Genomic DNA, 25,456 nt, shown 5'->3' with positions numbered 1-25,456 from the left:
CGCAAGGCAAATAGCTATTTCGCCGGGTCAGCGAGTCTCACGGAGACATTTCGCCGATAGCGTCCAGTTAGCGATCACGATAGCTGCTATGTCATAAAAACACTGTCTTCTGAGTAAGAAACCATACTGCAATTCTGGGAAAACAGGTGGCCGTTCGCTTCACAATGCGAACAGGTCACAATGGTAGCTAACGAACACACGAATTCGAACGCGGGGCACAGCGACGAATCGAACGCCGTCTCGAGACGGCGAATGCTGCAGACGACCGGGGCGGCGGTCGTCGCGGGTGCGGGGCTCAGCGCGGCGTCGGGGTCGGTCGCGGCCGACACCGACGAGATCATGGAGGTCGATTTCCGGTACGGGACGCCGAGCATCTACGACGCACCTCAGGGCGAAGACGAGGTCGTATTCAACGTCCACGGCTATACGGGATCGTCGGCCAGCGTCAGTCAGGCCGGACAGTTCCAGGAAACGGCTCGGAGTCTCGGGTACACCGAGACAGTGACGGCGGTCACGTGGGACGACAGCGGCCTCCCCTGGTCGGCCGAGGCGAGCGCCCGGGATACCGGCGACATGTTCGCCAGTTGGCTCGGTGACTACAAGAACGCGAACCCGGACACGACGATCCGTATCCTCGGCCACTCGATGGGCGGCATCGTCCAGATGGAGACGCTCGCAGCGATCGGCGGTTCGTTCACGGTCGAGACGGCAGACAGCATCGGCTCCTACGAGGTCGCCGACGGCCCCTGTGAGAGCGGGGATTTCTACACTGCCATTCAGGACTCGGCCGGCGAAGTGCGCAACTACTACTCGACCAACGATAGCATCGCGCGACTCGGGAGCGGCCCGGCTGACTGTGGCGGTTGGTTCAGCGACGGTACCACGCCGTCTAACTACTGGGACGTCGACGTGAGCGACTCGGTTCCGGACCACACCTCCTACAAGGAGAGTTCGGGCTGCGTCACCAAGATCATCAGTAACTACTAACCCATCTCGTCACCGGCTATCGATTTCGGTATCGCGTCCCCCTTCCGCTCTGTCGGGGACGACGACCGCGAGGAGACTACCGACCGCGGACGAACGGACCGCACAGCTGTTATTCCGACAGCGACCGTGAATACGATGCCGAGGCCGAGCGAGGCTAGCGTTTCAGCTCCGTGGCGATCGCCTGCATGTCTGCCTCGGATTCGATCTCCTCGAGCAACTCTTCGCGCTCGCGGACCGCCTCGGAGCTGGCTCCGTATGCGCGGACGTACTCTGCGCGGCTGTGTTCGGTGAAAGCGTGGCGAATCGCGAGATATCCGTCGGGGACGACCGTGCCACAGACCGAACACTCGCGGCGCTGGTGTTCCGTCGCCTGATGGACCACGGCCGACTCGACGTCCTCGAACACCGATCCACAGCCGTCGATTCCGCATTCCCAGGCCATTCGATACAGGAACTCTACGGGCCGCCCTAATGATTGTTTCGCAGGGGTGCAATCGACGAGACCAGTCGCCCGGTAGACCTTCACCCGTCGAGTGCCTCCGTCTTCGTATGCCGGCGACTAACAGGTCAGAACTGGCGGCGTTCGATGCTGATCGGGCACGACAGGCCGTCCAGCAGACCGTTTCAGGACCTCTATATGCGTTCTGCGAGTACGACACGGAGTCGTTTCGGCCGCTCTATCTCAGCGACGAGACCGTCTCGATGTACGAGAGTCAGGCGGCGATGCTCGAGCACTTCGAGACCATCCATACGAACGTCCACATGGATTTCATGCAGATCAAGCTGTTCCGGAACACGCTGTTTCCCGATGCGGAACGCGTCGAGTACATCACGACCGCAATGGATTTCATGAAAATCCTCCGCGTCTACGTCGGCGAGACCGGGCTATTCGTCGCAGTCGACCTGGACGAGCCGGTGATCCCGATCGTCGACGCGATCAAAGAAACGATCGAGTGGCCGCCAAATCAGAATTCATAACTCGGCTGTCCCGAAAGTGGGCGACGTGACCGACGGAGTGACGTACCGAGTCGACTGCCACGTGAAGGTGCTCGACGAGACAGTCGTCGAGCGGGCCAAGCGGGCGGGCCTCGATGCGATCGTCTACGCCCCTCACTTCACCCGTCTCCCGGAGATCCGCGAGCGTGCGGCGTCTTATTCCGACGAAGACCTGCTGGTGATCCCCGCCCGCGAGGTGTTTACCGGTTCGTGGCGAAAGCGCAGACACGTTCTCGCGCTCGGTCTCGAGGAACCGGTCCCCGATTTCATTCCGCTCGAGGCGGCGATGGCGGAGTTCGAGCGACAGGACGCGGCGGTGCTCGTCCCGCATCCGACGTTCGCCAACGTCAGTTTCGCGGACTCCGATATCCGAACGCACGCGGACGCGATCGATGCCGTCGAAATTTTCAATCCGAAACACCTGCCGCCGCACAATCGCCGCGCACGCCGCCTCGCCGAGACGCTCTCCATACCGCCGTTTACCTCCTCGTACGCCCACCTTCCGCGGACCGTCGGCATCGCCCACACGGCGTTCGAAACGGCGATCGAACAAGAAGCCGACCTCGTCGACGCACTCAGAGAAGGGGTCGCCCGTCGCGTCGTCTACAGTAACGGCCTCGGGCGCTGGACGACGACGGCGACGGAACTCGCCCACCTCGCATACGAGAACACGTGGGAAAAGATCGATCGCCTCTTTCTGTCCGGTACGGAGCCGACCCACCCTCAACACATCGCTTACGACGGCCGGTTCGACGACGTAGCGGTCTACTGACGGTTCGTGACGTTGGTCCGCAGATCGACAGCGACGAACGAACGTCAGTACAGACGGCGCGACGTCGGAGCGGCAGGTACACGGTCCTCCGACTGGTACGGCGAACAATGCTATCGTGCCGCAATGGCCCGCAACGGGTCACGGAATCCGGGGACCGTCTCACGGATCGCTCTCACGCCGACGACGGAGCTGATCGCCGATGAGGGACTTCTCGAATCACGCGACGGACCGCCCCGCGGGTCACGACGTGGCGATCACCGAGCTCGAGGCGGCGGTCGTCGAGGGTAACTTCGAGTGGAACCTCGTGAAGGTCCACACCGATGCGGGCGTGACGGGGATCGGTGAGGCCTACCGCGGTGGTGGCGTACCGGACCTCGTCGAGTACGCGAACCGCTTTCTCGTCGGTGAGAACCCGTTAGACGTCGAGCGGCTGTTTCGGCGTATCGTGCAGGAAATGTCAGGTCACGGCGGGACGACGGGCAAGGTCGTCACCGCCGCCTCGGGGATCGAGATCGCGCTGTGGGACGCCGCCGGCAAGATTCTGGGGCTGCCGGTCTACCAGCTACTCGGTTCGCGCTACCGGGACCGAGTTCGGATCTACTGCGATTGTCACGCCGGCGAGGCGTACGCGGTCGACGACGGCGGTTTCACCGAGTACGCCGACGCGGACGCGTACACGCCCGAGGCCTACGCCGCGGAAGCGAAACGCGTCGTCGACATGGGATTCGACGCGATCAAGTTCGATCTCGATATGGCTCGGGACAACGAGCCGGATCCGTACAACGGCCGGCTGACCAACGCCGCGCTGAACCGCAAGGTCGAGGTCGTCGAGGCCGTCCGCGAGGCCGTCGGCGACGAGATCGACCTCGCCTTCGACTGCCACTGGGACTACACCGTCGAGAGCGCCGCTCGGCTCGCCCGCAAACTCGAGCCCTACGACCTCATGTGGCTCGAGGACGTCGTTCCACCGGAGGAGACGGCGGCCCAGAAGGAGGTCGCCCGGCGGACCGAGACGCCGCTCGCGACGGGCGAAAACCGGTTCCGGATCCACGAACTGAGCGAGCTGATCGACGAGTACGCGGTCGACGTAATCACGCCGGATCCGGCGACCTGCGGCGGACTCGCGGAGTCTAAACGGATCGCCGAGCGCGCCGAGGAGCGCTATATCCCCTTCTCGCCGCACAACGTCTGTAGCCCGGTCGGGACGATGGCCTGTGTCCACCTCTGTGCGGCCGTCCCCAACGCCGACGTGCTCGAGTACCACGCGCTCGAGGTCGACTGGTGGGACGACCTGCTCGAGCGCGACGAACCGCTGATCGAGGGCGGCTATATCGACGTGCCGACCGAGCCGGGACTGGGAATCGAACTGGACGAGGCGACCGTCGAGGAGCACCTACTGCCCCGGACCGACGGCTTCGACTGAACCATACGCAGCCTCGAGGTCCGTCGGTGGTCAGTAATCAGTTTCTTTATCAAATCGGGGGATGGTAAAACTCGCGTTCAGTACAGAGGAAGCAGTTACCGAAGCGGCTATCGATCTATCCGAACTACGCCAAAAACCGACTGCTGAATATAGAGAATGAGTTCAGCACGACGGCTTTGTTTGCTTCACTCCGAAACCGATGAACCACCCGCTCACTACACGTGCTTGTCATTCGTCAGGTAGTCGTCAGGAGGGCATACGAGTCGGTTTCTGGCACCTATTACCTTTACAAGTATAGCACTGGCTTCCTGCATATTCTCTCACGAGTTGCGGGGACATCGTGATGAAAAAGTTCTTTTTCTAACCATGTGACTTCGCTAATGATGACCATCGATATACTTCTTGAGTCACCTGGAAGAGGTTCGCTATACCTCCTAAAACCGCTACTTCTCTACCTATCAGCTGCTATAGCTCTCGGAGGTGTGGCTGTTGCGATTATGGACTTAGTATCGCCTGAAGCAAACGTGTCAAAAGATTTTCTTGCATTAGTTATAGCTGCACTGATACTGGTACTGTTTCTCGGAGTCTGGTAGGTATCTCCCCTGTATTGAACGTTCGACCTTCCACCTTGATCGCACCTCACTCCGTGCCACATTTGCGCCCTGTATCTTGCAGGCTCTATCTCACCCTTACAGCTTCTGTCAGAAGACACGTGCTGCACACAGAGGATGAGTGCAGCAGGTCGAAACCGACACGCGAGAGCGTTACTTCCGATGTCCAAGCAGATACCCAGCGAGAAGACAGGCGAGAAGTACAGTGATACGACGGCGAGTAGAAGTCGGTCGAACGAATCTCGTCTCGCTTTCAGTTATTTCTACCACGCCGACGGGTTTTGCCGAGACACCGCCTCCGAGGCCGCCACCCTCGTTGTCTTGCGTGGGCTGGTCGTCAGGTGATTTCTCGGGACTCGATCCGTATCCAGCGCCAAACCCGTATGCGACCTTCGCCACGGGAATGATGGTTCGGCCGTTGGCTTCGATTGGATCGCCGTACACTGACTTGACGGATGCCGAGCCGTGGAGCGGTTCAAGGACGGTCGTGAGCCGGTCGATTACGTTCATGAGGTGTCCCCCACTGACACTTCGATTGCCAGCCACATAGGTCCCCAATCGTCAGGGTGCTCTCGACTGGAAGACACTGCCGTGACCGATACACGCTGTGGATTCAGCACGGCTCTTTGAAGAGATACGCTGATTGGGAGGAATTCCAGCGGTCAGTAAGCACACGTAGTTGCCGAATTCCCCAACTTCGTTTCTGCCCCATTCTGATCTGAGATGCTGAGTTACTATTCTTCAGTTGATTCGCGAACTCGAGCGAGCGTCTCCGCTACTCGCTCCCAGTGACTGCCCCGCCAGAAGTGTTGCCCGCAGTCCCGACAGACCCACGTCTCGAACTCGGCGGGATCAGGAGCATAATCCGGCGTCGAGGCGGTCGGGTCGACGCGCTCGAGCGGGCCGTTACACCGCCCGCAGAACGCAGGCTCGTCCGCGAGCGTGAGGTCGACACCGGCTGCAGTGAGCTCGGCGAGTTGGTCCTCGACTTCTCGGGACTCGAGCAGGATCGATTCGTCGGCTCGGCTCGCGAGCGGCCCGTCGCGGGTGACGATCGTCCGGTCCTCGTCTCGGGCGACCGCGAGGGCGTCGTCGTCGGCCTCGAGGCCGCGATCGCCGGCGTAAACGGTGTCGTGGTTGCACATCCGCAGGTACGAGACGATGCCGCCGCACATGACGTCGACGAGCAGGCGCATGAGTGGATGAGTGTCGCAGGCGATGGATCAGCAGGGCGGTCAGTGGAGGTACGCTCGGATTCGATCGAGGTCCCAGGCGTTGATTACGTCGTCCGGTTCGGCCCAGCCGCGGCGCGCGGTGTGGACACCCCAGCGCATGTACTCGAGGGTCGGTGGCTGGTGGGAGTCGGTGTCGATCGCGATCCTCGCGCCCTCCTCGAGGGCGGCCTGGACGGCGCTGCCCCAGAGGTCCAGTCGGCGGGGGTCGCTGTTGACCTCGAGGGCGGTATCGTGTTTGGCGGCAGCCCTCGCGACCGCCGTCACGTCGTAGTCGAGCCCGGAGCGCTGGTTGAGTAGACGACCGCTGGGGTGGCCCAGTACGTCGATCGCCGGGTTCTCGACGGCAGTGACGAGTCGCTCCGTCGCGGTCTCGGCGTCCTGATCGAGCGCACTGTGGGTCGAGGCGACGATTACGTCCAGTGCCTCGATTACGTCGTCGGAGAGGCCGATCTCGCCCTCGGCGTCGACGTTGGCCTCGATTCCCGCGAAGACCTCGATCTCGGCGTCGTCGCCGACCTCGCGGATCTCCGTTACCTGCTCGAGGATTTCGTCGTCCGACAGCCCCATCCCGCCGACGATCCCGGGACCCTCGGCGTGATCGGCGATTCCGAAGTAGTCGTAGCCCCGCTCTGTGGCGGCGTCGACCATCTCCGCGATGGTGTTGTTACCGTCGGACCACTCGGTGTGAGTGTGGAGGTCGCCCCGAATGTCGTCGCGGGCGACGAGGTCCGGCAACGCGCCGTTCTCGGCGGCGGCAATCTCACCCCGGTTCTCCCGGAGCTCCGGCGGGATCCACGGCAGCTCGAGGGCCTCGTACATGCTTTCCTCCGTCTCGCCGGCGACGCGCTCGCCGACGCGCTGACCGCTATCCGTATCTTCTACCTCACTGACATCGAACGCGCCGTACTCGTTGAGCTTCATCCCGCGGTCGATCGCGTAGTTTCGCAGGGCGACGTTGTGGTCTTTGCTCCCCGTGAAGTACTGCAGGGCGGAGCCGAACTCGTCGGGGTCGACCACGCGCAGGTCGACGCGGAGTTCGCCGACGCGGACGCTGGCCTTCTCCGGTCCGGACTCGATCTCGTCGTCGACCGAGTCCCAGTCGACGAACGCCTCGATCACCGCCTCGTTCTCCGTCGTCGACGCGAGGGCGTCCACGTCGCCGATCGTCTCGCGCCATCGGCGGATCGAACCCGCAACCTCGCAGCGCTCGACCGCCTCGAGCGACTCGAGGAACGCGAGCACGTCGTCGGCCAGCGGGCGCGCCTCGCCGACGAGGTGGCGCTGGCCGACGCTGCGGGCGAACTCGAGGTTGTCGAGGATGTTCTGCTCCGTTTTCGGGCCGAACCCCTTGACTTCCTGCACTTCGCCGGCCTCGGCGGCTTCCTCGAGGTCGTCCAGCGTCTGTACCCCGAGTTCGCGGTAGAGTTTCCCGGCCGTTTTCGGGCCGACGCCCTCGATTCGGGTCAGGTCCGCGATGTCGATCGGGAGGTCGGTGCGGAGCTCCTCGAGTTCCTCGATCTCGCCGGTCTCGACGTACTCGACGATTTTCGAGGCGATGGCCTCGCCGACGCCGTCGATGTTCTCGACGGCCTCTCGGTCGCCGTCCTCGATCCGGTCGGCGATCGGCGACGGGAACGAGCGAACGTTCTCGGCCGCCCGGCGATACGCGCGGGGCTTGTACTCCACGTCGTCGGCCTCGAGCAGGTCGGCGAACTCCTCCAAGCGGCCCGCGAGTTCGGCGTTGGTCGTCATCGTCCCCTCCGCGTCGCCTGATCGTCGTCCTGGCCCAGCGCCTTCTTGAGGAAGGACATCCAGCGCTTGCGATCCTGCGCCTGTTGGACCATCTGTTCGCGCTCGAGGTCCGTCAGCCCCAGGCTCTCGAGGGCGTTCAGCGCTCGATCGATGCCGATGATGCTCCGGGCGAGGTCCTCGCCCTCCTCGCGGCTGATCGCACCTTCCTCGATCCGCTCGAGTCGCTCGAGGCGCTCGCGCCGCAGGTTCCTCTTGGCCTGCTCGACGCGCTCGCGCTCCCCCGAGGGCACCGTCTCGCGGCGCTTGATCTCGAAGACGAACGTCCGGAGGTCGATCTCCTCCCCCTGGACCGTGATCGTCTCCGGGATGTCCGCGCCGACGGTCGCGCCCTCGCGCTCGACGCGCTCGAGCAGTTGCTTGCGCTCGTACTCTTGCACGCCCGAATGTGGGCGCTGGGGAGGCAAAAATGTACAGTCCGCGATGCCACGCGAGAGCGATCGAGTGTCGAGCAGTCGAGCGGTCGTCGCGGCCCCTCTGTTCGGGCGACCTATGGCCGATTACGGGGCCATATCAGACTGTTCGCCACGGCTACTGTTCGGATCGATCGGCCCGAAATAATCCGTCGAAAACCCCAAATCCCTTAGCGACTCCCCACATACCCCCGGTCAATGGCCAAGTGCGACGTGTGTGGGAAGGACGAAAACATGCCGTACAACTGTCGGCACTGCGGTGGGACCTACTGTGCTGACCATCGGCTCCCCGAGAACCACGACTGCTCGGGGCTCCAGAACTGGAACGACCCGCAGGGGGTCTTCGATAGCGGGTTCGACGACAGCGCTAACTCCGGTAACAGTGCGTCGCGCGCCTCGCGCGTCGCAGACAAGATTCCGGTCAACACTGGCACGGGCGGCCCGTTAGCGTACTTCCGCGGGAACATGACGTACACGTTCCTCGCTCTGATGTGGCTGACGTTCGGCGCACAAATCGCCGTTGGAGCAATCTTCGGTTCCGAACTGATGCGGACCCTCTTCGTCCTGCGACCCTATTATCCAGAGTACGTCTGGACGTGGTTTACGTCGATCTTCGCACATGGTGGACTCTACCACATCGCCGGGAACAGCATCGTGATATTCTTCTTCGGTCCACTCGTCGAGCGGTACGTCGGATCGAGAAAGTTCGCGATCCTCTTCCTCGTCAGTGGCGCGCTCGCTGGTCTGAGCCAAATCGGCATTCAGATACTGGAGACCGCTACGGTAACGCCGTTCACTTCGGGGGTTGTCGGAGCAAGTGGTGCCGCACTCGCCATCCTCGGCGTCCTGACGATCCTGAATCCGGGCCTCAAGGTCTACCTTTACTTCATCCTCCCGGTCCCGATCTGGCTGCTCACCGCCGGCTACGCCTTCATCAGCGTGTTCTTCCTCTCGGTCGGCGGCGGCGGCAACATCGCCCACATGGCACACCTCGTGGGTCTCGCGATCGGCCTCGCCTACGGGCAGTACGTCAAGCAGAACCGCAACGTCAGCGCGCCGAGCAAGCTCGAGTTCGGCGGTGGCGGTCCCGGTGGCCCGGGCGGTCCGGGCGGTCGACGCCGGTTCTGACCATTTCCGCACCGCCGCAACCCCGCAACTGATTTTCGCACGGCCGCAATCACCGCCAACTCGATGACCCAGCCACGTCCCGATCTCGCACCCGATCCCGGCCTCTCGCGTCAGGAGATGGAGGATCTCCAGCGCGAAATCGCCTCGGTCGCCGTCTTCGAGGACGACTTCGCGTTCGATCCCGGCGCGCTCTCGAACCCGCTCGAGGCGACCGCCACCGGCGGTGAGCCGCCGGTCGTCGTCGGCGTCGATCAGTCGTTTCTCACGAACGCCGAGGGCGAGCAGGACCGCGCGCTTTCCGCCGTCGTCGCGATGCGCGGCGGCGAGATAATCGAGCGCGTCCACGCGGTGACCGGCCTCGAGATCCCCTACATCCCCGGCCTCCTCTCCTTTCGCGAGGGCGGGCCGATCCTCGCGGCGCTCGAGGAACTCGACGCCGATCCCGACCTCGTCCTGTTCGACGGCAGCGGCCGCATCCACTTCCGGCAAGCCGGCATCGCGACCCACATTGGCGTCGTCCGGGACGTGCCCAGCGTCGGCGTCGCGAAGAGCCTGCTCTGTGGCGCGCCCAGAGAGGACACCGACGGGCTACCCGCTGGTTCGCGGATTCCCATCGACGCGAACTCGAGAGTCGACGCCCCCGACGGGACGCTCATCGGCTATGCCGTCCAGACGCGCCAGTACGACTCGCCGAACCGGTACATCAACCCGCTGTACGTCAGCGCCGGCCACCGCGTCGGCCCCGAGACGGCGGCCGATGTCGTCCTCGAGTTGGCCTCGTCGTACAAGCTCCCCGAGCCGGTCCGCCTCGCGGATCAGTACGCGGACGAAGCGAAGAAGTCGCTCGACGACTAGGCCTGCTACTCGGCCGCCGACTACAGCCGGCCGACCAACCGCTCGCGGCGGGTGGGACTGAAAGGGGCCGGGCGACTCGAGTCCCGAGACTCGAGCGATCCGGGGTTTCGGACTATCAATCGTCCCTTTCGGTCGCCTGCTCACCGCATCTCCATCTCATCCAAATCCGAAAATTACGGCTAGCGCGACAAACCGTCGATACTTAGGTATCGTCTCCCGAACCGGTCACACATGGCCACCGCTGAGGACGTCGAGAGGACCGCCGATGACGGGCCGGACGGCACCGTCGTCGAGGACGACCGCGAGGGCGAAACCGCGGGAAGCGATACGGATCGCTACACGCGAAAGAAGTCGGTGCTGATCACCGGCTGCTCGTCGGGTATCGGCCGCGCGACCGCCCGCGCCTTCCTCGCGGAGGACTGGCTGGTGTTCGCCACGGCGCGCAACGTCGACGATATCGACGACCTCGAGGACGACGGCTGCGAGACGTTCGAACTCGACGTCACCGACCCCGAGGAGGTCGCGACGGCCGTCGAGGAGACCGTCGACGTCGCCGGCGCGATCGACTGCGTCGTCAACAACGCCGGCTACGCCCAGATGGGGCCGCTCGAGGATATCGCGACGGTCGATCTCCACCGGCAGTTCGACGTCAACGTCTACGGCCCGCACCGGCTCACTCGTGCCGCCGTGCCGCACATGCGCGCTCAGGGCGACGGCACGATCGTCAACGTCTCGAGCGTCATCGGCCGGATCTCGTTCCCCGGCGCGGGTGCCTACGCCGGCTCGAAGCACGCCCTCGAGGCGATGAGCGACTCGCTGCGCGGCGAAGTCGAGGAGTTCGGCATTGACGTCGTCGTGATGGAACCGGGACCGGTCGAGACGAACTTCACCGAACGTGCGAACGACGAACTGCCCGATGACGAGCGGTCGGCGGTCTACGAGTCGCTGTACGAACTCTACGACGAGTTCGAACTGATCGGTGGCGGCGGATCCGGCGGCCCCTTCGCGTCCGACCCCGAAGACGTCGCGGAGGCGATCCTCGAGGCCGCGACGAGTCCCGACCCGCCGGCGCGGTACCCGGTCGGCCCGATGGCGAAGTACGGCCTCTACGCGCGGTACCTGCCGGACCGGCTGCGCGACGCGGTGTACGGTCTTCTGCGAAAACTCGCGTAGCTCCTATTCGTCGTCCGTCTCGTAGCGCTTCGCGGCCGACTCGAAGCCGAGTTCGGACTGTTCGCGACTGCGTCGCCCCTCGAGTTCTGCGACTGCCTCCGGCTCCGGCGCGGCGTCGTCGGTGATCCGCGCCCACGAGTTGTGAACTTTGGCGTGACACCATCGGCAGAGGTAGATCGTGATCTCGTGGGAGAGGGTCTCGCCGTCGCGCGCGTAGGAGAGGTGGTGTTCCTCGAGCAGCGGCCGCTCGTCGTCGTGGGCCATCCGCTTTTCCGCGAGACCGCAGCGGACGCACTCGCGGTCGCGGTTTCGCGATCGAAAGTGGGGGCAGTCGGCCCACGACCACTCCGATTCGGGGTCGACCACGGGACACTCGTAGTCGTCGGCAGCGCGCTCGCGCGCGAACTCAGGGTCGTGCTCGTAGTGGTCGAACGCGTATCGGCACGTTCCCTCGCCGGTCAGGTGGTCACAGACACCCGCGAACTCGTAGGGGTCGTCGACGCCGACCGAGGTCCCCTGCGGCGTTTTCTCCATCGCCGGCGAGGCGTAGGGCTCGAGGGATGTTGAATCGTCCGTTCGATGGGTAGCCCAGCGCCGGCGTCGATGGGATTTTGTAGTCCGATTCCGTCGTCACCGACGTGCTTCCGACCGACGACCGCGATACGATCCTGTCGACCGAGGACGTGCTCGAGGCAGTCACCGCCATCGGTGACCGCGGCCGGCTCGAGGTCGTCTACGCGGTATACGCTCACCCGGCGGACGGCCTCACGGTGAGCGAGATCGCTGCCGAGGTCGCGGGACGCGAGGCGGCGGTCGCGGCCCGCGTCGACGCGCTCGTCGACGGCGGCGTACTCGCCGAACGAATGCCCTGCCTCGTCGATCCGTCGGTCGAGGGAACCGAGTACGAACTGACCGAGTTCGGTCGACTACTGCTCGAGGAGGGCGTGCTGGCGCTGTTCGACGCCGCGGAATCGGTCCGGGATCTCTGAGGAGTCACTCCGTCACTCCGACTCAGCCACGTCCGGGCCGAGAGCTTTTTCTCGTCGCCGTTCGCACCCCTGGCTGTGCGACTCGTCCACGAGCCCGTCACCGCTGCCGACGACGACTTCTTCGAGCAGCGAACGGAGTCGCTGGCGACGAACGTCGAACTCGCGGACTCGCTGGTGAGTCAGGCTCGCGGGCTCATGTTCCGCCGATCGATTCCGGACGACTACGCGCTCGCCTTCCGCTTCGACTCGACGACGGTCCGCGACCTCCACATGCTGTTCGTCTTCTTCCCTATCGACGCAGTCTGGGCCGTCGACGGCGTCGTCGAACGCGTCGAGCGGCTATATCCGTGGCGGAGTTTCGCCCGCGCACGGGCCGACCTGATCGTCGAACTGCCAGCAGGCGCTGCGGCCGAGGTCGAAGCCGGCGATCGGCTGACGCTCGAGGACGACTCCTGACCGCCGGGGTGGCGACCGATACCGCGAGTCACGACCGGCGGATTTAAGTCGGGGTGTTCCGTTAGCCTGCAGTACAATGGCACGCCATTCGCCATCTGACGAGGATAGAGGAAGTCGGGGCGACCCGGCTGGGCGTGAAATTCTCCGACGAACGTAACCGCAGTTCCCGCAACTCACCACTCTTGCCTGTAACTCACTCACCCGAACAGACGATAGCATCGGACCGTACAGTGCGCCTTCTCGACACGACGCTTCGCGACGGCGAGCAAGCACCGGGCGTCTCGCTTTCCCCCGACGAAAAAGTCGAGATCGCCCGCTCGCTCGAGCGAGCGGGCGTGTCGGTCATCGAGGCCGGCAGCGCCTGTACCGGCGCGGGTGAGCGACAGGCCATCTCGCGGGTGACCGACCTCGATCTCGACGCCCGCGTCACCAGCTTCTGTCGCGGGATGAAAGCCGATATCGACCTCGCGCTCGACTGCGACGTCGACGGCGTCCACATCGTCGTCCCGGCGAGCGACCGCCACGTCGAGGGCAAGGTCGGCACCTCCCGCGAGGATAACCTCGAGAACACGGCCGAACTCGTCGCCTACGCCAAAGAGCACGGCCTCTGGGTCGAGGTCATCGGCGAAGACGGCTCGCGGGCCGATCTCGACTACCTCGAGGAGCTTGCCGAAGCCTCCCTCGACGCCGGCGCGGACCGGTTCTGTTTCGCCGACACGGTCGGCCACACCGGCCCGGAGCACACCCACGAAGCCGTCTCCCGGCTCGCAGAACTCGGACCCGTCAGCGCCCACACTCACGACGACCTCGGGCTGGGCGTGACCAACGCGCTCGCGGCCGTCTCGGCCGGTGCCGACCTCGTTCACTGCACCGTCAACGGGCTCGGCGAACGCGCCGGCAACGTCGCCCTCGAGGAAGTCGCGATCGCGCTCTCGCACGTCTACGATCTCGAGACGCTCGAACTCGAGGAGCTGTACGACCTCGCTCAGATCGTCTCCCGGGCGACGGGGATTCAGCTACCGCCGAACAAGGCCGTCATCGGCGAGAACGCATTCACCCACGAGAGCGGGATCCACACCGACGGGACGCTCAAGGACGACAAGATGTACGAGCCCTACGCGCCCGAGACCGTCGGCCGCGAGCGCCGGCTCGCGCTGGGCAAACACACCGGCCGTGCGGGCGTCAAGGCCGCGCTCGAGGAACACGGCGTTACGGCTGATGACGACGAAATCGCCGAAATCGCCCAGCGCGTGACCGAACTGGGCGACCGCGGCCGCCGCGTGACCGACGCCGACCTGCTGGCCGTCGCCGAGGACGTCACCGGCGACGACCGCGACCGCGTCGTCGACCTGCTCGATCTCACCGCCACCAGCGGCGGGGCCGTCCCGACCGCCAGCGTTCGCCTCGACGTCGACGGCGAGGAACGCGTCGCCAGCGGCACCGGCTCCGGCCCCGTCGACGCCGCCGTCTCCGCCGTCCGCGAGGCGCTCGGCTCGATGGCCGACGCCGAACTCGAGTCCTACCACGTCGACGCGGTGACGGGCGGCACGGACGCCGTCGTCACCGTCGAGGTGACGATGGCTCGCAACGACCGCTCGGTGACGGTCGCCCGCAGCGAGGCCGACATCACTCGCGCGAGCGTGAAAGCGATGGTCGACGCCCTCGATCGACTGCTCGCGGCCGACCAGCGACCTCTGACGCCGGCCGACGACTGACGCGAGCGGGCGGTACTGGCGATCGCGGGAGATCGGCGCGTCGTCTCGGTTGGCCGCTATCTGCGGCCGGTCAGTCGACTCGAGCCGATTCAATGTCGGTTTCTATATTATACCCGCCACGACCGGCGTACGGACTGCGCTGGTAAAAGCCGACACTGTCCGCTCGAGATAGGCAGTGATTTCTCCGGGACAGCGGCCGGTCGGTGAGGTAGTGCCTACCGACCGCGGCCGCGATCGTTGCACGGGAGCAACGGACCGAACACCGTTCACGGCGGTACAAGTATAAGTAGATTGTCTATAACGAATTGGCGAATTCGAGACTGTCCGGTCGCGATGAATGACGACCACCAGTCAGATCGATCGACTCGCACAGCCGGGACGACCACGCGCCGTTCGTACGTCGGACTACTCGCCGCCCTGGGCCTCGGTGGTGCCGTCGCAGCGACGGGCTCTCGAGGGGACGGCATCGCCGCTGCCCAGTCCGGCAGAGCGGGGAGCGGTATCACAGTCAGCGATTCGGGAACGACCGTCGGCGACGAGGTGACACGGCTCGACTTCGGGGAGGGGCTCTCCGCGACCGGTTCCGGGGAGAACGCGGTCACGGTTCGGGGCGAGACGGACCCGAACGTCGTCGACGTCCGCGACGACCTCGGCGTGTCACCCGAAAGTGACGATCTCTGGGCCGCGATCGAGGACCACTACTACTCGTTCGAACCGACGGAACGAAACCACCGCTACGAGATCCCAGCCGGGACGTGGCACGTCGCGACCGACAACGTCCACTTCGAGGCCCACGAATACCTCGAACTCGTCGGCCATCCGTTCGCCGTGCTCGAGGTGACCGACCAGGACGTCGACCGACTGATGACCGTCGGCACCTTAGACGCGTCGCTCCCGCACGCACAGCGGACCGTCATGCGCAATCTCCAGGTCGATATTCGCGGCGAGTACGACGCCGGGATCGGGCGCTGGTACACGTACGCCTACGGCCACATGGAAAACGTCTCGATGCGCGGCCAGCGAGACAAACTGAACCCGACGTACGGCGGCGACCGGTATACGATCATGGTCGACGGCGTCAGATACTCGACGACGAACGTCATCCGCGGCTGTACCCTGACCAACGGGGACACCCGGTACGACCGATCGACCCACGTCGGCCACGCGATCCCCTTCAGTTCGGACATCTACAATCACGGCACGAACTTCTGGGAAGGCTGCCAGGTCGCAGACTACATCGACAACGGGATCTACGTCTCCGGCGACGACGGCAGAAACATCGTTAGCGGCTGTTACGTCCGCAACTGCGCCGGCGCGGGAATCCGAATCGGCCCCAACGACAACGTCCAGGACTGTCAGATCGCGATGACCGAGCATCCCGGCTACCCGTGGTCCGGCCTCTGGCTCGAGAACGGCGGCGGTCAACTCGTCTCGCAACTCCTCGTAAACAACCGGATCGAGACCGCGACCGAAATCGTCCGTCTCACCCAGGACGGACCGGCCCGTCTGACCGACGTCCACATCACCGACGAAGGAACCGACGGTCGGGCGATCCGAATCGACGACAACGACGCCGCACCGACGATCCTCGAGGGATGTACGATCACCGATCGCTCGAGCCCGACCGTCGCCGATTACGCGGTCTACGTGCAGTCGTCGGACGTCACCTTCGACAACTGCGAGTTCGATATCGACTCCCAGTCGTCGACCGATCGACACGGCGTTTTCGTCACCGGAGAGGGAGAGATCGACCGGCTTACGCTCGACAGCTGTACGATCGGTGCCGACGCGAGCCTTCGATTCGCCGAGAGCGGCGAGAACCACACCGTCGAAAGCTCGTTCTTCGACGGACTGGTGTTGAGTGATCCCGAGACGACGCTCTCGTCGGTGCTCTGGATCGGCAATCGTCACAACGGTGAGACTGACTTCGGCGGAGAACGGGACGGATGGCAGGGTGACTTCAACTTCGGCTTCGACGTGTGAGCTACATCGCTCGATTCACTCACGGTACGCGCGTCGCTGGCTCCGTGAGGGTGGGCTAGAACACGTCGCGAGGAGGAAACCAGCGGCGTCAGTGGCCGGACTCCGACGTCTCACCAACGCCCAGATCTACGTCCCGCTCACGGAAGCCGACGGTTTCGTCGTCGAGTGCCTTCTGTCGTACGTTGAGCATCCCGACGTCTTCGTAGGAGGTGGGCCCGGGGACCTGATGGGCCTCGGGTCCGGGCTGGTGACCGAGGTAGTCGACGTTCGGGTTCGTACCGAAGTCCGCGAGCAACTCGAACTCGTTCTGGGGAGCGTTGACGTAGTCTTCGAACAGTTGTTGGGCGACGTCCGCTCGATCGGAGACCTGTATGTCCTGGCTCGGTCCCTGGAACTGCTCCACCGTCAGCTCGAGCTGCTGGAGCGATTCCTGGCTGCCGAGATCCAGCCCCGTCGTCTCGATCGCGTCCACGACCTCGATGATGGTCTGCTCCTTGTTCGGGAGGGTATCTCCCGGCGGTGCTTCCTCCTCGTACTCTCGCTGCGTGAGTCGGACCGCCTGTGCGAGCGCAATTCGCCCCGTGTTGAGTTCGTTGACGGCGTTCGTGACGGCGTCGAGATTCCCGTCGACGCCCTGAAGCGACGAGCTGATCGAATCCGGCGACGGGAGCGCCGTATACAGGTTGATTATCGTCCGCGACCTGGCGGGGTTATCCTTGTAGCGCTCCGGATCGCTCGCCGGGTTGTTCTTGTCGCCGAACTGAATCACGTTCGGCGGACAGGCCATCTCGCAGGCGGACGTACCGATCAGTTCCTCACCCATCTGTCCGTCCTGACGGGGCGGATCGAAGACGCACTTCGACATGGCGCCGCGGGGTGCCCGGCTACTGACCCAGCGGTCGCGCTGGTCGTACATCATGTCCGGATTGAGCTCCTCGACGTCCACGTTCGGCTCGTCCCACTGGAAGTAGTTGACGCCGTAGGGACAGGCGACCTGGCAGTACCGACAGCCGATACAGACGTCGTAGTCGGTCAGTACTAGTCCCCCCTCATCGCGCGTGTGGCGGGCCGTCGTTGGGCAGACCTTCTCGCAGGGCGCATCGGTACAGTGCTGACAGGGGCGAACCAGATAATTGAAATCGTGAACGCTCTCGTAGTTGTCCGGTTCGGGCGACTCGACCTGACCGTCCTCGAACGCGAGAACGTACATCCAGTTGGCTCCCTGGTCCCAGTTGTGTTCCGCGTTACAGGCGGTCACACAGGAGAGACAGCCGTCGCAGTTCTCGAGGTCGATCGTCATCCCCCACTGCGTCGCGTCCTCGTCGGGCTCGACTTCGCCGGGCTCCTCGACGGCCTGTTGTTCGGGCTCCTGTTGGTCGACCGCTCCCCAGCCGAGGCTGGCGAAGCCCGCACCGGCGGCTCCTTTTTTGAGCACCTCGCGACGGGACTCGTCGCCGGTGAGCGACGAGAGCAGCGACCCCGACTCCGCCTCGTCGACGTCGTCCGGACTGGCGATCGGCCGCTCGTCCTCGCCGAACTCCTCCATCACGTCCTCGTGATACCGCTCGTGGAACTCCTCTTCCGAGAGTTCCCCCTTCGTGACCCGCATGGCGTCTTTCCCCATCTCCATCCCGAGTTCGGTATCGTACTCGGTGTCGTCGAGCATGTCTTCGAGGTCGTCTTGCCACGCTTCACCGAGCGGGTGGAACACCTCTTCGTCCGCGCCGGACACCTCGTCTTCGTTCTCGGAACTCATCTCCCCCTCCCCGTTCGACCGAACAGATCTCGAGTTGCGTACATTGGTGTCTCGTAGCATGGATACTACCGCGAGAACTCCCGTAGGAGTCTGCCCTGCAAGTGACGGGTCGGGAATATCACTCCCGTTCGTGGGTCGAGCGACGCGGAATCGACGGTCTCTCGTCGGCGGGCCGTCGATGAGCGATGCACTACTCGCGGTTTCACCGTTCGCGCCTCCGCAGTCCACGCGCCGCTCGTCGTACTGCGTCGTGAGAAGGGCGAACGCAAGATTTCGAGTAGCGCGACGCTCGCCGTATTGTGCTGCTGAAAACGCCGAGAGGGAGATTTGAACCACGGTCGTTTCGCTCCGCTTCACTCTCTGATTCGAATCTCCGTTGAGGGTTTCAGCAGCACGGACAGATCGCTACGCTCACCGTTTTGTGCTGCTGAAAACGCCGAGAGGGAGATTTGAACTCCCGAGTCCGTGAGGACAGTAGATTTCGAATCTACCGCCTTGGCCGGGCTAGGCTATCTCGGCTCACTCGTCTCTACTCGAGAGACGTTTTTACCCGTTTCGATTTTTCGCCTCCCTGTGACGGAGTCGCGTCCCCCGGACGAACGGGGATCGATCGGCCACCGCGAGAGTGAACAGGCGGCCGCCCGGGGTTCTCAGCCGGTGTTCTTCATGCCGGCTGCGATCCCCTTGACAGTCAGCCGGAGCGTCCGCTCCTCGATATCGGTCCGATGGGTTCGGTCGAGCAGATAGACCTGGAGCAGGTTCAGCGGGTCGACGTAGGGGTTCCGCCGCTCTAAGTTCTCGCCGAGCCAGTCGCGGGTGTGCAACCGGTCGCGCTGACCGATCTCCTGGATCAGTTCGGCTGACCGCTCGTACTCGTCGGTCAACCGCGGGAAGAACCGCTCGCGGAGGTCCGCGTCCGCCATGTCCGCGTAGCGCTCGGCGATCTCGAGTTCGGTCCGCGATAGCGAGAGCGCGGCGTTATCGAGCGTCGTTCGGAAGAACGGCCACTCGTCGTACATCGTTCGGAGGGTCTCCATCGATCCCCCTTGCTCGAGAAACGCGTCGATACCCGTCGCGATGGCGTACCAGCCCGGCAGGATACACCGCGACTGGGTCCACGAGAACACCCACGGGATCGCCCGCAGGTCCTCGACGGTCCGCTCGCCCGACCGCGAGGCCGGCCGCGAGCCCAGATCGAGGTCCTCGATGACCGTGATCGGGGTCGCCTGTTCGAAGTACTGCACGAAGCCGTCGCTCTCGAGCAGGTCGCGATACTCCTGCCGGGCGGTGTCGGCCATCGTCTCCATGGCCTCGATCCACTCCTCGTGGACCTCCTCTTCGGGTCGATCGACCGCTCGCTTGCGCGCCCGGAGCTGGGCGTTGAGCATCTGCTCGATGTTGCGCTCGGCGATGCGCGGATTGGCGTACTTCTCGGCGATCGCTTCGCCCTGCTCGGTAAACTTGACCTGGCCGGTCACCGTCGAGTTCGGCAGCGCGAGCAGCGCCTCGTTCATCGGACCGCCGCCCCGCGAGATCGAGCCGCCGCGGCCGTGGAACAGCCGCATCGTCACGTCGTGGTCGTCGCAGATCTCGCCCAGTCGGCGCTGGTTCTTGTACAGCGACCAGTTGGCCGCGAGGAAGCCGTTCTCCTTGTTCGAGTCCGAGTATCCCAGCATGATCTCCTGGGTGCGGCCGCGGGCTTCCAGTGCCTGCGCGTAGGCCTCGTTCTCGAACAGCGTCCCCATGATCCGCCGTGCTCCGGAGAGGGCGTACTCGGTCTCCAGAAGCGGGACGATGTCGATGCCGCTGTGTTCGGGCAGCGAGATGACGCCGGCCTGATCGGCCAGGAACAGCACCTCGAGGACGTGGCTGGGCTCTTCGGTCATCGAGATGCAGTAGGTGTCGATGGCGTGGACGCCGTACTCGGTCTGCCACTCGGCGAGACTGTCGAAGAGTTCGAGGACGCGGGCCGAGTCGTCCGAAAGCTCCGCGGTCTCACCCAGGTCGATCACGGGTTCGTCCTGCAACACGGCGTCAGTCAGGAACTCGACGCGCTCGTCCTCCGAGAGGTCGTGGTAATCGATTCCTTCCGCCGCCAGCGCCTCGGCGATGGCGTTGGTGTGTTTCTGCTGGTGGTCCCGCAGGTCGAGGCTCGCCAGCGAGAGTCCGAACGTGGCGACCTGCCGGCGGATCGGGTCGACGTGGGCCTCGACGACGCTCTCGGCACCGTTGTTGCGCAGGCTCTGCGCGATCACCTCGAGATCCTCGAGGAGGTCGTCGACCTCGTCGTAACCGCCCGGCCGGACGTCGCCGACGCGACGGAGCCGCTCGCGCATGAGCTTGAGCTTCTGTCGGTACGGCTCGCCTGGGTAGCGTTCCTCGGCGGTGCGGGCGCTGCCGGGGAGGCGGTCGCGGTCGCGCTCGAGCGAGGCCTGAAACGCCGAGCCGGCGTCGATCCGGCTGCCGTCCTGGCTCAGCACGCCCGAGAGCCGCTTGAGCTGGTCGCGGTAGCGCTCGAGGATGACCTCGCGCTGGCGCTCGAGCGTGTTCGCCGTCACTTCGGGGGTCACGTAGGGGTTGCCGTCGCGGTCGCTGCCAGCCCACGACCGGAACTCGAAGAGTTTCGGAATGTCGAGGGTCCCCGGCACTTCGTCGTCGATCGCGTCGTCGAGTTCGTCGTACACCTCGCCGACTACGTCGAACAGCGTGTTCTCGAGGTACCACTGGACGTTGCGCGCCTCGTCTTCTGGTTCCGGCTGGCGGTTGCGCACCTGTGGCGTCTGCCAGAGGCTCGTCACCTCGGCGTCGATGTCGCGCCAGACCTGCCCCTCCTCTTTCTCGGTCAGCAGGCGCTCGTCCAGCGTCTCGAGGTACGTCGAAATGGTCCGCAGCTTCGATTTGACCGTTTTCCGTCTGGCTTCGGTCGGATGAGCGGTAAACGTCGGCTCGATCAGTACGTCGTCTAAGATCTCCCGAACGGTTTCGACGTCGGCCTCGCCGAGCTCTTCGGCCGCGGTCTCGAGGCTGTCCTCGAGCGTTCCCTCGTGAGAATCCGTGCGAATCGTGCGAACCCGCTCGCGCTCCTCCGCGAGGTTGATCAACTCGAAGTAGGTCGTGAACCCGCGGGCGACGATCCGCTGCTGGTGGGGAGAGAGCCCCTCGAGTTCCGCGATCAGCGATTCGCGCGATTCGCGTTCGCCCGATCGGTACTCGATCGCTGCCTTGCGACACGACTCGACCGTCTCGAAGGCCCGACGAGACGTCTGGTCCTCGAGGACGTCTCCGAGCAGCGCGCCGAGTTCGCGGACGTCCTGTCGAACGTCCCTGTTGTGAAGGCGCATGTTACGTGCATTGACCCGCCGCGTCAAAACTATTTGTACGGTCGGGCTCGCTCGCGTCGCTCGAGTTCGAGAACTACCACGGACCGCGGTCGATCGGACAGCCGTCGTCAGTCCCCGCCGAACCGCCACTGTCGGTGCGTCTATTCCTCGATCTCGTTCGTTTCCCCGGTCGACGCCGCCTCGAACGCGGCGACGTGGTCCGGTTGCGCGAACGACGGACGTCGGTCAGCGATGGACTCCCGGAGGGAGTCCGCGGAGAGTTACAGGTTCGCTCGGTAGGCTGACTGGACTCGAACCCTCCAAAACTGCGGTTACTCCAGTTCGTCGTGCAGGCATTTCACGTAGCCCGACGAGCTGTGGCTCGCTACGCTTCGACGGTACACACGTCACCAGCAAATCGTCCCGCTCTGCCTCAAAGTACGGAAGAATACGACGTACCGGATACGTCTCGACGCCTCGGATTCGCAGAGCGATTGAACTCGAGGAACGCCCCTCTCCGTCGACCGTGTGTAAAGCGTTCAATCGGCTCCATATGGCTGTCTGGTGCGTCCTGCTCAATCTAGGTGACTAATTTATCGGCTACTTTTCGGCATACAGGAGGGTTCGTCGGCAGTTGGGGCAAACGTATGGGACTGGTGTGAGGATTTCGTCCGCTCGCATACTACTAAGAAATCCGTCGTCTGACGTTTCTGAAACGAGAGAGAGCGTTCCCACGACGTCAGATCCTTGTAACTCCATCTGCTCTAATGATTCCTCGCAGTCCGGACAGATCCTCTCAGAGGGCATGTGTATAGTACACCCACTACTCTCAAAAACTATTTCGATCGGCGCTCTCAGTCGTTTTTTGGCCGGACTCGTTCTTACGCCGATCAACACGCACACCTACCCAACGGCTGTTTCAGTGGGAAGGGAGTCGAGACAACAGGATTTCAGCAGAGCCGACACGGTAAGTTCCTCCCGACTCCGAGGTGGAGTCCGCTTCCAACCGATGATCACCCGTGTCGGAGCGATTGACGTGTCCGATAACGGTGTGGAAAACGAGCGTTTGGTTGCGTTTGGACGACTCGTGCCCGCACTGTGCGTCGAACACTCGAGCGCCTCCGTGACGAGAACATCGGCGCTGTCGTCTCTGGCTGCTGCGAGACTCGAGGTCGGTTCCCCAGAGCAGCGAGAACGCGGCGGGCCGATCCGACGTACGACCGTCGGACGCAGTTACTCGTCGTCGTACTGCGCACAGACCCGGCGAATCCCTTCTTCGAAGTCGATTTCGGGCTCCCAGCCGGTCTCCTCCCGGATCTTCGAGGAATCGGCGCACGTGTCGTGAACGTACACCGACTCGGGAATCGGGTTCTCGACGTATTCGGGCTCGGTGTCGGTGCCGAGTTCGTCGTTGATCATCTCGACGACGGTGTTGAAGTCGTAGGCTTCGCCGGTTCCCAGGTTGTAGATCCCGTCGAGTTCGTGGGCGGCGGCCAGCTCGAGTCCGCGAACGATATCGGAGACGTGCGTGAAGTCCCGGGTCTGCGTGCCGTCACCGTAGAGGACGGGTGCCTCGCCGTTGGCGATGTCGTCGGCGAACTGGGCGATCACGTTGGCGTACTCGCCTTTGTGTTCCTCTGCGCCGCCGTAGCCCTGATAGACGGAGAAAAAGCGCATCCCGGCCGCGGTCATCTCGTAGTGGTTCGCGAAGTACTCGCCGTAACGCTCGCGGGCGAGTTTCGACGCCTCGTAGCCGGTGTTGACCGTGACCGGCATGTCCTCCGGCGATGGCTCGGTGCGGCTCCCGTAGATCGACGAGGTCGACGCGTAGACGGCCGTCTCGCAGCCGTCCTGTCGTGCCTGCTCGACGACGTTGACGAACCCTTCGACGTTGACGCGGGCGCCCGTCGTGGGGTCGTCTTCGTGCATCGCGTACGACGACAGTGCCGCCAGGTGGAAGACCACGTCCACGTCGGTCGGCAGGTCGTCGTCGAGTACGCTCGCGTCGACGAACTTCACGTCGTCGGAGAGGTTCTCGGGGGTGCCCAGATAGCAGTCGTCGACGACGGTCACGTCGTTTGCCTCGGCCAGATGGTTCGCCAGATTCGAGCCGATGAATCCCGCCCCGCCGGTGACGAGAACGGACCGCTCCTCGAGGTGCATACAGAATCCCCTCGTACGGCGACGCATAGGTGTTGTGAAAGCGCGTGCGGCGGTGGCGAAAGCGACGACCGTTCCGCCGACCGGTGCCTCGAGGCCGCCGAACGCGTCCGAGTTCGTGGACGGCGAAGCGGCACGGTCTCACGTCCGTGGGGAGAGTGAACATCCACCATTCATCGCGTCTCGAGTTAGTTTAACGCGATAGCGGCCCTGAGGCACCGTATTCGGACCTAGTTTTACTATAACTGATAGCAAAGGCTCGCAGGTGAAGCCGCTCTCGAATCCGTATCGGCGACGGTGGCTCGGGTGGGGGTTACTCGTCGGATCGTTCTTCCTCGTGAGCCTCCATCGCACGTCGACTGCGGTCCTGTCAGAACAGTTGATGCAGTCGTTCGATACGACGGCGACGAGCCTCGGACTACTCCACTCGTCGTTTTTCTACCTCTACGCAGCGTTCCAGGTGCCGGCCGGTCTGCTGACGGACCGCTACGGGGCGCGTGCGATCGCCGCCGCGGGGACGATCCTGATGAGCGTCGGGGCGCTGGCCTTCGGTCTCGCGACGACCTACGCGCTGGCGTTCTTCGGACGGCTGTGCATCGGGCTCGGGGCGAGTGTCCTGTTCGTCGCGGTGCTGCGGTTCTGCGCGAACTGGTTCCGGCCGGACGAGTTCGGAACGATGACCGGCGTGACCTTCAGTGTCGGCATTCTCGGTGGATTGGCGGCGACGACGCCGCTGGCGATCGCCGTCACGACCGTCGGTTGGCGACCCTCGATGATCGGGCTCGGCGCGATCGGGCTCGCGGCCGCCGTCGGTATCGCCCTCTTTTCGCACGATTCGCCCGCCAAGGCGGGTCTGCCGCCGATCGAGGACGTCCCGGACCGGCCGGACGTGACCTCGGCCGCGACGCTCAAGCGATACGTCGCGGACGCGGTTCGGGAGCCCGAGACCTGGCTGCTCGGGACGATGCTCTTTTTCATGACCGGTATCGGAATCACTATCTTCGGCCTGTGGGGGATCCCGTATCTGGTCCAGACCCACGACATCACCGTGACGCGGGCCTCAGTCTACCTCCTCCTGGGCAACGTCGGCGGTATGATCGGTCCGACGCTGTTCGGCTGGCTCTCCGATCGGTCGGGCAAGCGTACCGGACTCATCGTCCTCTCGACGGTCATCTTCGGGCTGACCTGGAGCGTCTTCGCGCTCCTCGGCACCGTCCCGCTGCTGCTCGTCGGGGCGATTTTCCTCTTCTCGCGGGTCCTGCGCGGCGGGATTCCGCTCGCTTATACGGTCATCAAGGAGCGCCATCCGGACGGCGCAAGCGGCACCGTTATCGGCCTGATCAACACGATGGCCTGGACCGGCGCGGCGGTCTTCCCGGTCGTCCTCGGGGCCGCGCTCGACGCCTACTGGACCGGCCAGACCGTCAACGGCACCCGCGTCTACACGGAGTTAGGCTACCAGGTCGCGTTCGGTATCGCGACGCTGGCCGGACTCATCGCTGCGACCTGTGCGATCGCGCTCCATCTCCGAGTGGGGAACGAGCGCTCGCTCGAGGCGGGAGCCGACGTCGAGCGGTCGACGAGTTGACCGGCCGATGGATGCGCGACGAGCGCAGACGACCTCCACTTGTGTGATCAGAGTCCCCGACAGCGGGCGACTCTGCCTCGGCCCACA

General features: G+C 64.2%; 22 protein-coding genes, 1 tRNA gene and 1 pseudogene. 14 read left to right on the top strand and 10 right to left on the bottom strand.

What is annotated here, in order from left to right:
- Positions 1–180: 180 nt before the first annotated feature.
- Positions 181–987 carry an alpha/beta hydrolase gene (locus NDO75_RS22565; RefSeq protein WP_310908881.1) on the top strand — a complete coding sequence of 269 codons (807 nt, stop codon included), beginning with the start codon at positions 181–183 and terminating at the stop codon, positions 985–987.
- 154 nt (positions 988–1,141) lie between these two features.
- Here the strand turns inward: NDO75_RS22565 and NDO75_RS22560 are convergent, their stop codons facing one another.
- Positions 1,142–1,429 (bottom strand): hypothetical protein, encoded by a 288-nt coding sequence (locus tag NDO75_RS22560; RefSeq protein ID WP_310908880.1) that lies wholly within the window; start codon positions 1,427–1,429, stop codon positions 1,142–1,144.
- Between the two features lie 107 nt (positions 1,430–1,536).
- Between NDO75_RS22560 and NDO75_RS22555 the strand changes: the two genes are divergently transcribed.
- The 4 genes from NDO75_RS22555 (at position 1,537) to NDO75_RS22540 (ending at position 4,771) form a co-directional block, all read left to right on the top strand.
- Positions 1,537–1,965, top strand: coding sequence for a hypothetical protein (locus NDO75_RS22555; RefSeq protein ID WP_310908879.1), 429 nt, complete (start codon positions 1,537–1,539; stop codon positions 1,963–1,965).
- 37 nt (positions 1,966–2,002) lie between these two features.
- On the top strand, positions 2,003–2,755 hold the full coding sequence (locus NDO75_RS22550) for a PHP-associated domain-containing protein (RefSeq protein ID WP_310909191.1): 753 nt from the start codon (positions 2,003–2,005) through the stop codon (positions 2,753–2,755).
- A gap of 199 nt (positions 2,756–2,954) precedes the next feature.
- Positions 2,955–4,178 carry a mandelate racemase/muconate lactonizing enzyme family protein gene (locus NDO75_RS22545; protein WP_310908878.1) on the top strand — a complete coding sequence of 408 codons (1,224 nt, stop codon included), beginning with the start codon at positions 2,955–2,957 and terminating at the stop codon, positions 4,176–4,178.
- Between the two features lie 383 nt (positions 4,179–4,561).
- Positions 4,562–4,771: a hypothetical protein gene (locus NDO75_RS22540; RefSeq protein ID WP_310908877.1), complete on the top strand. Its 210-nt coding sequence runs from the start codon at positions 4,562–4,564 to the stop codon at positions 4,769–4,771.
- Positions 4,772–4,942: 171 nt separating this feature from the next.
- On the opposite strand, the gene NDO75_RS22535 is transcribed toward NDO75_RS22540, so the two are convergent.
- From NDO75_RS22535 to NDO75_RS22520, 4 genes are all read right to left on the bottom strand, one after another.
- Positions 4,943–5,299, bottom strand: coding sequence for a spore germination protein GerW family protein (locus NDO75_RS22535; protein WP_310908876.1), 357 nt, complete (start codon positions 5,297–5,299; stop codon positions 4,943–4,945).
- Between the two features lie 224 nt (positions 5,300–5,523).
- Positions 5,524–5,985: a Mut7-C RNAse domain-containing protein gene (locus NDO75_RS22530; RefSeq protein ID WP_310908875.1), complete on the bottom strand. Its 462-nt coding sequence runs from the start codon at positions 5,983–5,985 to the stop codon at positions 5,524–5,526.
- Positions 5,986–6,024: 39 nt separating this feature from the next.
- On the bottom strand, positions 6,025–7,776 hold the full coding sequence (gene polX / locus NDO75_RS22525; protein ID WP_310908874.1) for a DNA polymerase/3'-5' exonuclease PolX: 1,752 nt from the start codon (positions 7,774–7,776) through the stop codon (positions 6,025–6,027).
- The gene (locus tag NDO75_RS22520; RefSeq protein WP_310908873.1) at positions 7,773–8,213 is read right to left on the bottom strand and encodes a DUF5788 family protein; all 441 of its coding nucleotides are present in this window, start codon (positions 8,211–8,213) and stop codon (positions 7,773–7,775) included. Before NDO75_RS22520 ends, polX begins: the two co-directional genes overlap by 4 nt.
- Before the next feature lie 231 nt (positions 8,214–8,444).
- Here NDO75_RS22520 and NDO75_RS22515 point away from each other — a divergent pair, with 231 nt between their 5' ends.
- The 3 genes from NDO75_RS22515 (at position 8,445) to NDO75_RS22505 (ending at position 11,402) form a co-directional block, all read left to right on the top strand.
- Positions 8,445–9,374 (top strand): rhomboid family intramembrane serine protease, encoded by a 930-nt coding sequence (locus NDO75_RS22515; protein ID WP_310908872.1) that lies wholly within the window; start codon positions 8,445–8,447, stop codon positions 9,372–9,374.
- 63 nt (positions 9,375–9,437) lie between these two features.
- The gene (locus tag NDO75_RS22510) at positions 9,438–10,229 is read left to right on the top strand and encodes an endonuclease V (RefSeq protein ID WP_310908871.1); all 792 of its coding nucleotides are present in this window, start codon (positions 9,438–9,440) and stop codon (positions 10,227–10,229) included.
- Between the two features lie 231 nt (positions 10,230–10,460).
- The gene (locus NDO75_RS22505; protein WP_310908870.1) at positions 10,461–11,402 is read left to right on the top strand and encodes an SDR family oxidoreductase; all 942 of its coding nucleotides are present in this window, start codon (positions 10,461–10,463) and stop codon (positions 11,400–11,402) included.
- Positions 11,403–11,405: 3 nt separating this feature from the next.
- On the opposite strand, the gene NDO75_RS22500 is transcribed toward NDO75_RS22505, so the two are convergent.
- Positions 11,406–11,936, bottom strand: coding sequence for a hypothetical protein (locus tag NDO75_RS22500; protein WP_310908869.1), 531 nt, complete (start codon positions 11,934–11,936; stop codon positions 11,406–11,408).
- A gap of 104 nt (positions 11,937–12,040) precedes the next feature.
- On the opposite strand from NDO75_RS22500, the gene NDO75_RS22495 reads away from it, so the two are divergent.
- From NDO75_RS22495 to NDO75_RS22480, 4 genes are all read left to right on the top strand, one after another.
- On the top strand, positions 12,041–12,391 hold the full coding sequence (locus tag NDO75_RS22495) for an ArsR family transcriptional regulator (RefSeq protein WP_310908868.1): 351 nt from the start codon (positions 12,041–12,043) through the stop codon (positions 12,389–12,391).
- A 75-nt stretch (positions 12,392–12,466) separates the two neighbouring features.
- Positions 12,467–12,847 carry a DUF192 domain-containing protein gene (locus NDO75_RS22490; protein ID WP_310908867.1) on the top strand — a complete coding sequence of 127 codons (381 nt, stop codon included), beginning with the start codon at positions 12,467–12,469 and terminating at the stop codon, positions 12,845–12,847.
- 182 nt (positions 12,848–13,029) lie between these two features.
- On the top strand, positions 13,030–14,562 hold the full coding sequence (locus tag NDO75_RS22485; protein ID WP_310908866.1) for a 2-isopropylmalate synthase: 1,533 nt from the start codon (positions 13,030–13,032) through the stop codon (positions 14,560–14,562).
- 333 nt (positions 14,563–14,895) lie between these two features.
- Positions 14,896–16,545, top strand: coding sequence for a right-handed parallel beta-helix repeat-containing protein (locus NDO75_RS22480; protein ID WP_310908865.1), 1,650 nt, complete (start codon positions 14,896–14,898; stop codon positions 16,543–16,545).
- 88 nt (positions 16,546–16,633) lie between these two features.
- On the opposite strand, the gene NDO75_RS22475 is transcribed toward NDO75_RS22480, so the two are convergent.
- From NDO75_RS22475 to ppc, 3 genes are all read right to left on the bottom strand, one after another.
- On the bottom strand, positions 16,634–18,301 hold the full coding sequence (locus tag NDO75_RS22475) for a 4Fe-4S ferredoxin N-terminal domain-containing protein (protein ID WP_310908864.1): 1,668 nt from the start codon (positions 18,299–18,301) through the stop codon (positions 16,634–16,636).
- 434 nt (positions 18,302–18,735) lie between these two features.
- A tRNA-Ser gene (locus NDO75_RS22470) sits at positions 18,736–18,820 on the bottom strand.
- A gap of 131 nt (positions 18,821–18,951) precedes the next feature.
- Entirely contained in the window at positions 18,952–21,642 is a 2,691-nt protein-coding gene (gene ppc / locus NDO75_RS22465; RefSeq protein WP_310908863.1) for a phosphoenolpyruvate carboxylase, read from the bottom strand.
- Between the two features lie 284 nt (positions 21,643–21,926).
- On the opposite strand from ppc, the pseudogene NDO75_RS22460 reads away from it, so the two are divergent.
- Positions 21,927–22,204, top strand: a pseudogene (locus NDO75_RS22460) (IS5/IS1182 family transposase); the annotation flags it as partial.
- A gap of 650 nt (positions 22,205–22,854) precedes the next feature.
- Here NDO75_RS22460 and NDO75_RS22455 read toward each other — a convergent pair.
- Positions 22,855–23,784, bottom strand: a complete 930-nt coding sequence (locus NDO75_RS22455) for an NAD-dependent epimerase/dehydratase family protein (protein ID WP_310908862.1) — start codon at positions 23,782–23,784, stop codon at positions 22,855–22,857.
- A 262-nt stretch (positions 23,785–24,046) separates the two neighbouring features.
- On the opposite strand from NDO75_RS22455, the gene NDO75_RS22450 reads away from it, so the two are divergent.
- Entirely contained in the window at positions 24,047–25,369 is a 1,323-nt protein-coding gene (locus NDO75_RS22450) for an MFS transporter (RefSeq protein ID WP_310908861.1), read from the top strand.
- Positions 25,370–25,456 lie beyond the last annotated feature (87 nt).

The sequence above is a fragment of the Natrinema sp. 1APR25-10V2 genome, from assembly GCF_031626495.1.
GTDB lineage: Archaea > Halobacteriota > Halobacteria > Halobacteriales > Natrialbaceae > Natrinema.
This window is presented reverse-complemented; position numbering and strand designations above follow the sequence as displayed.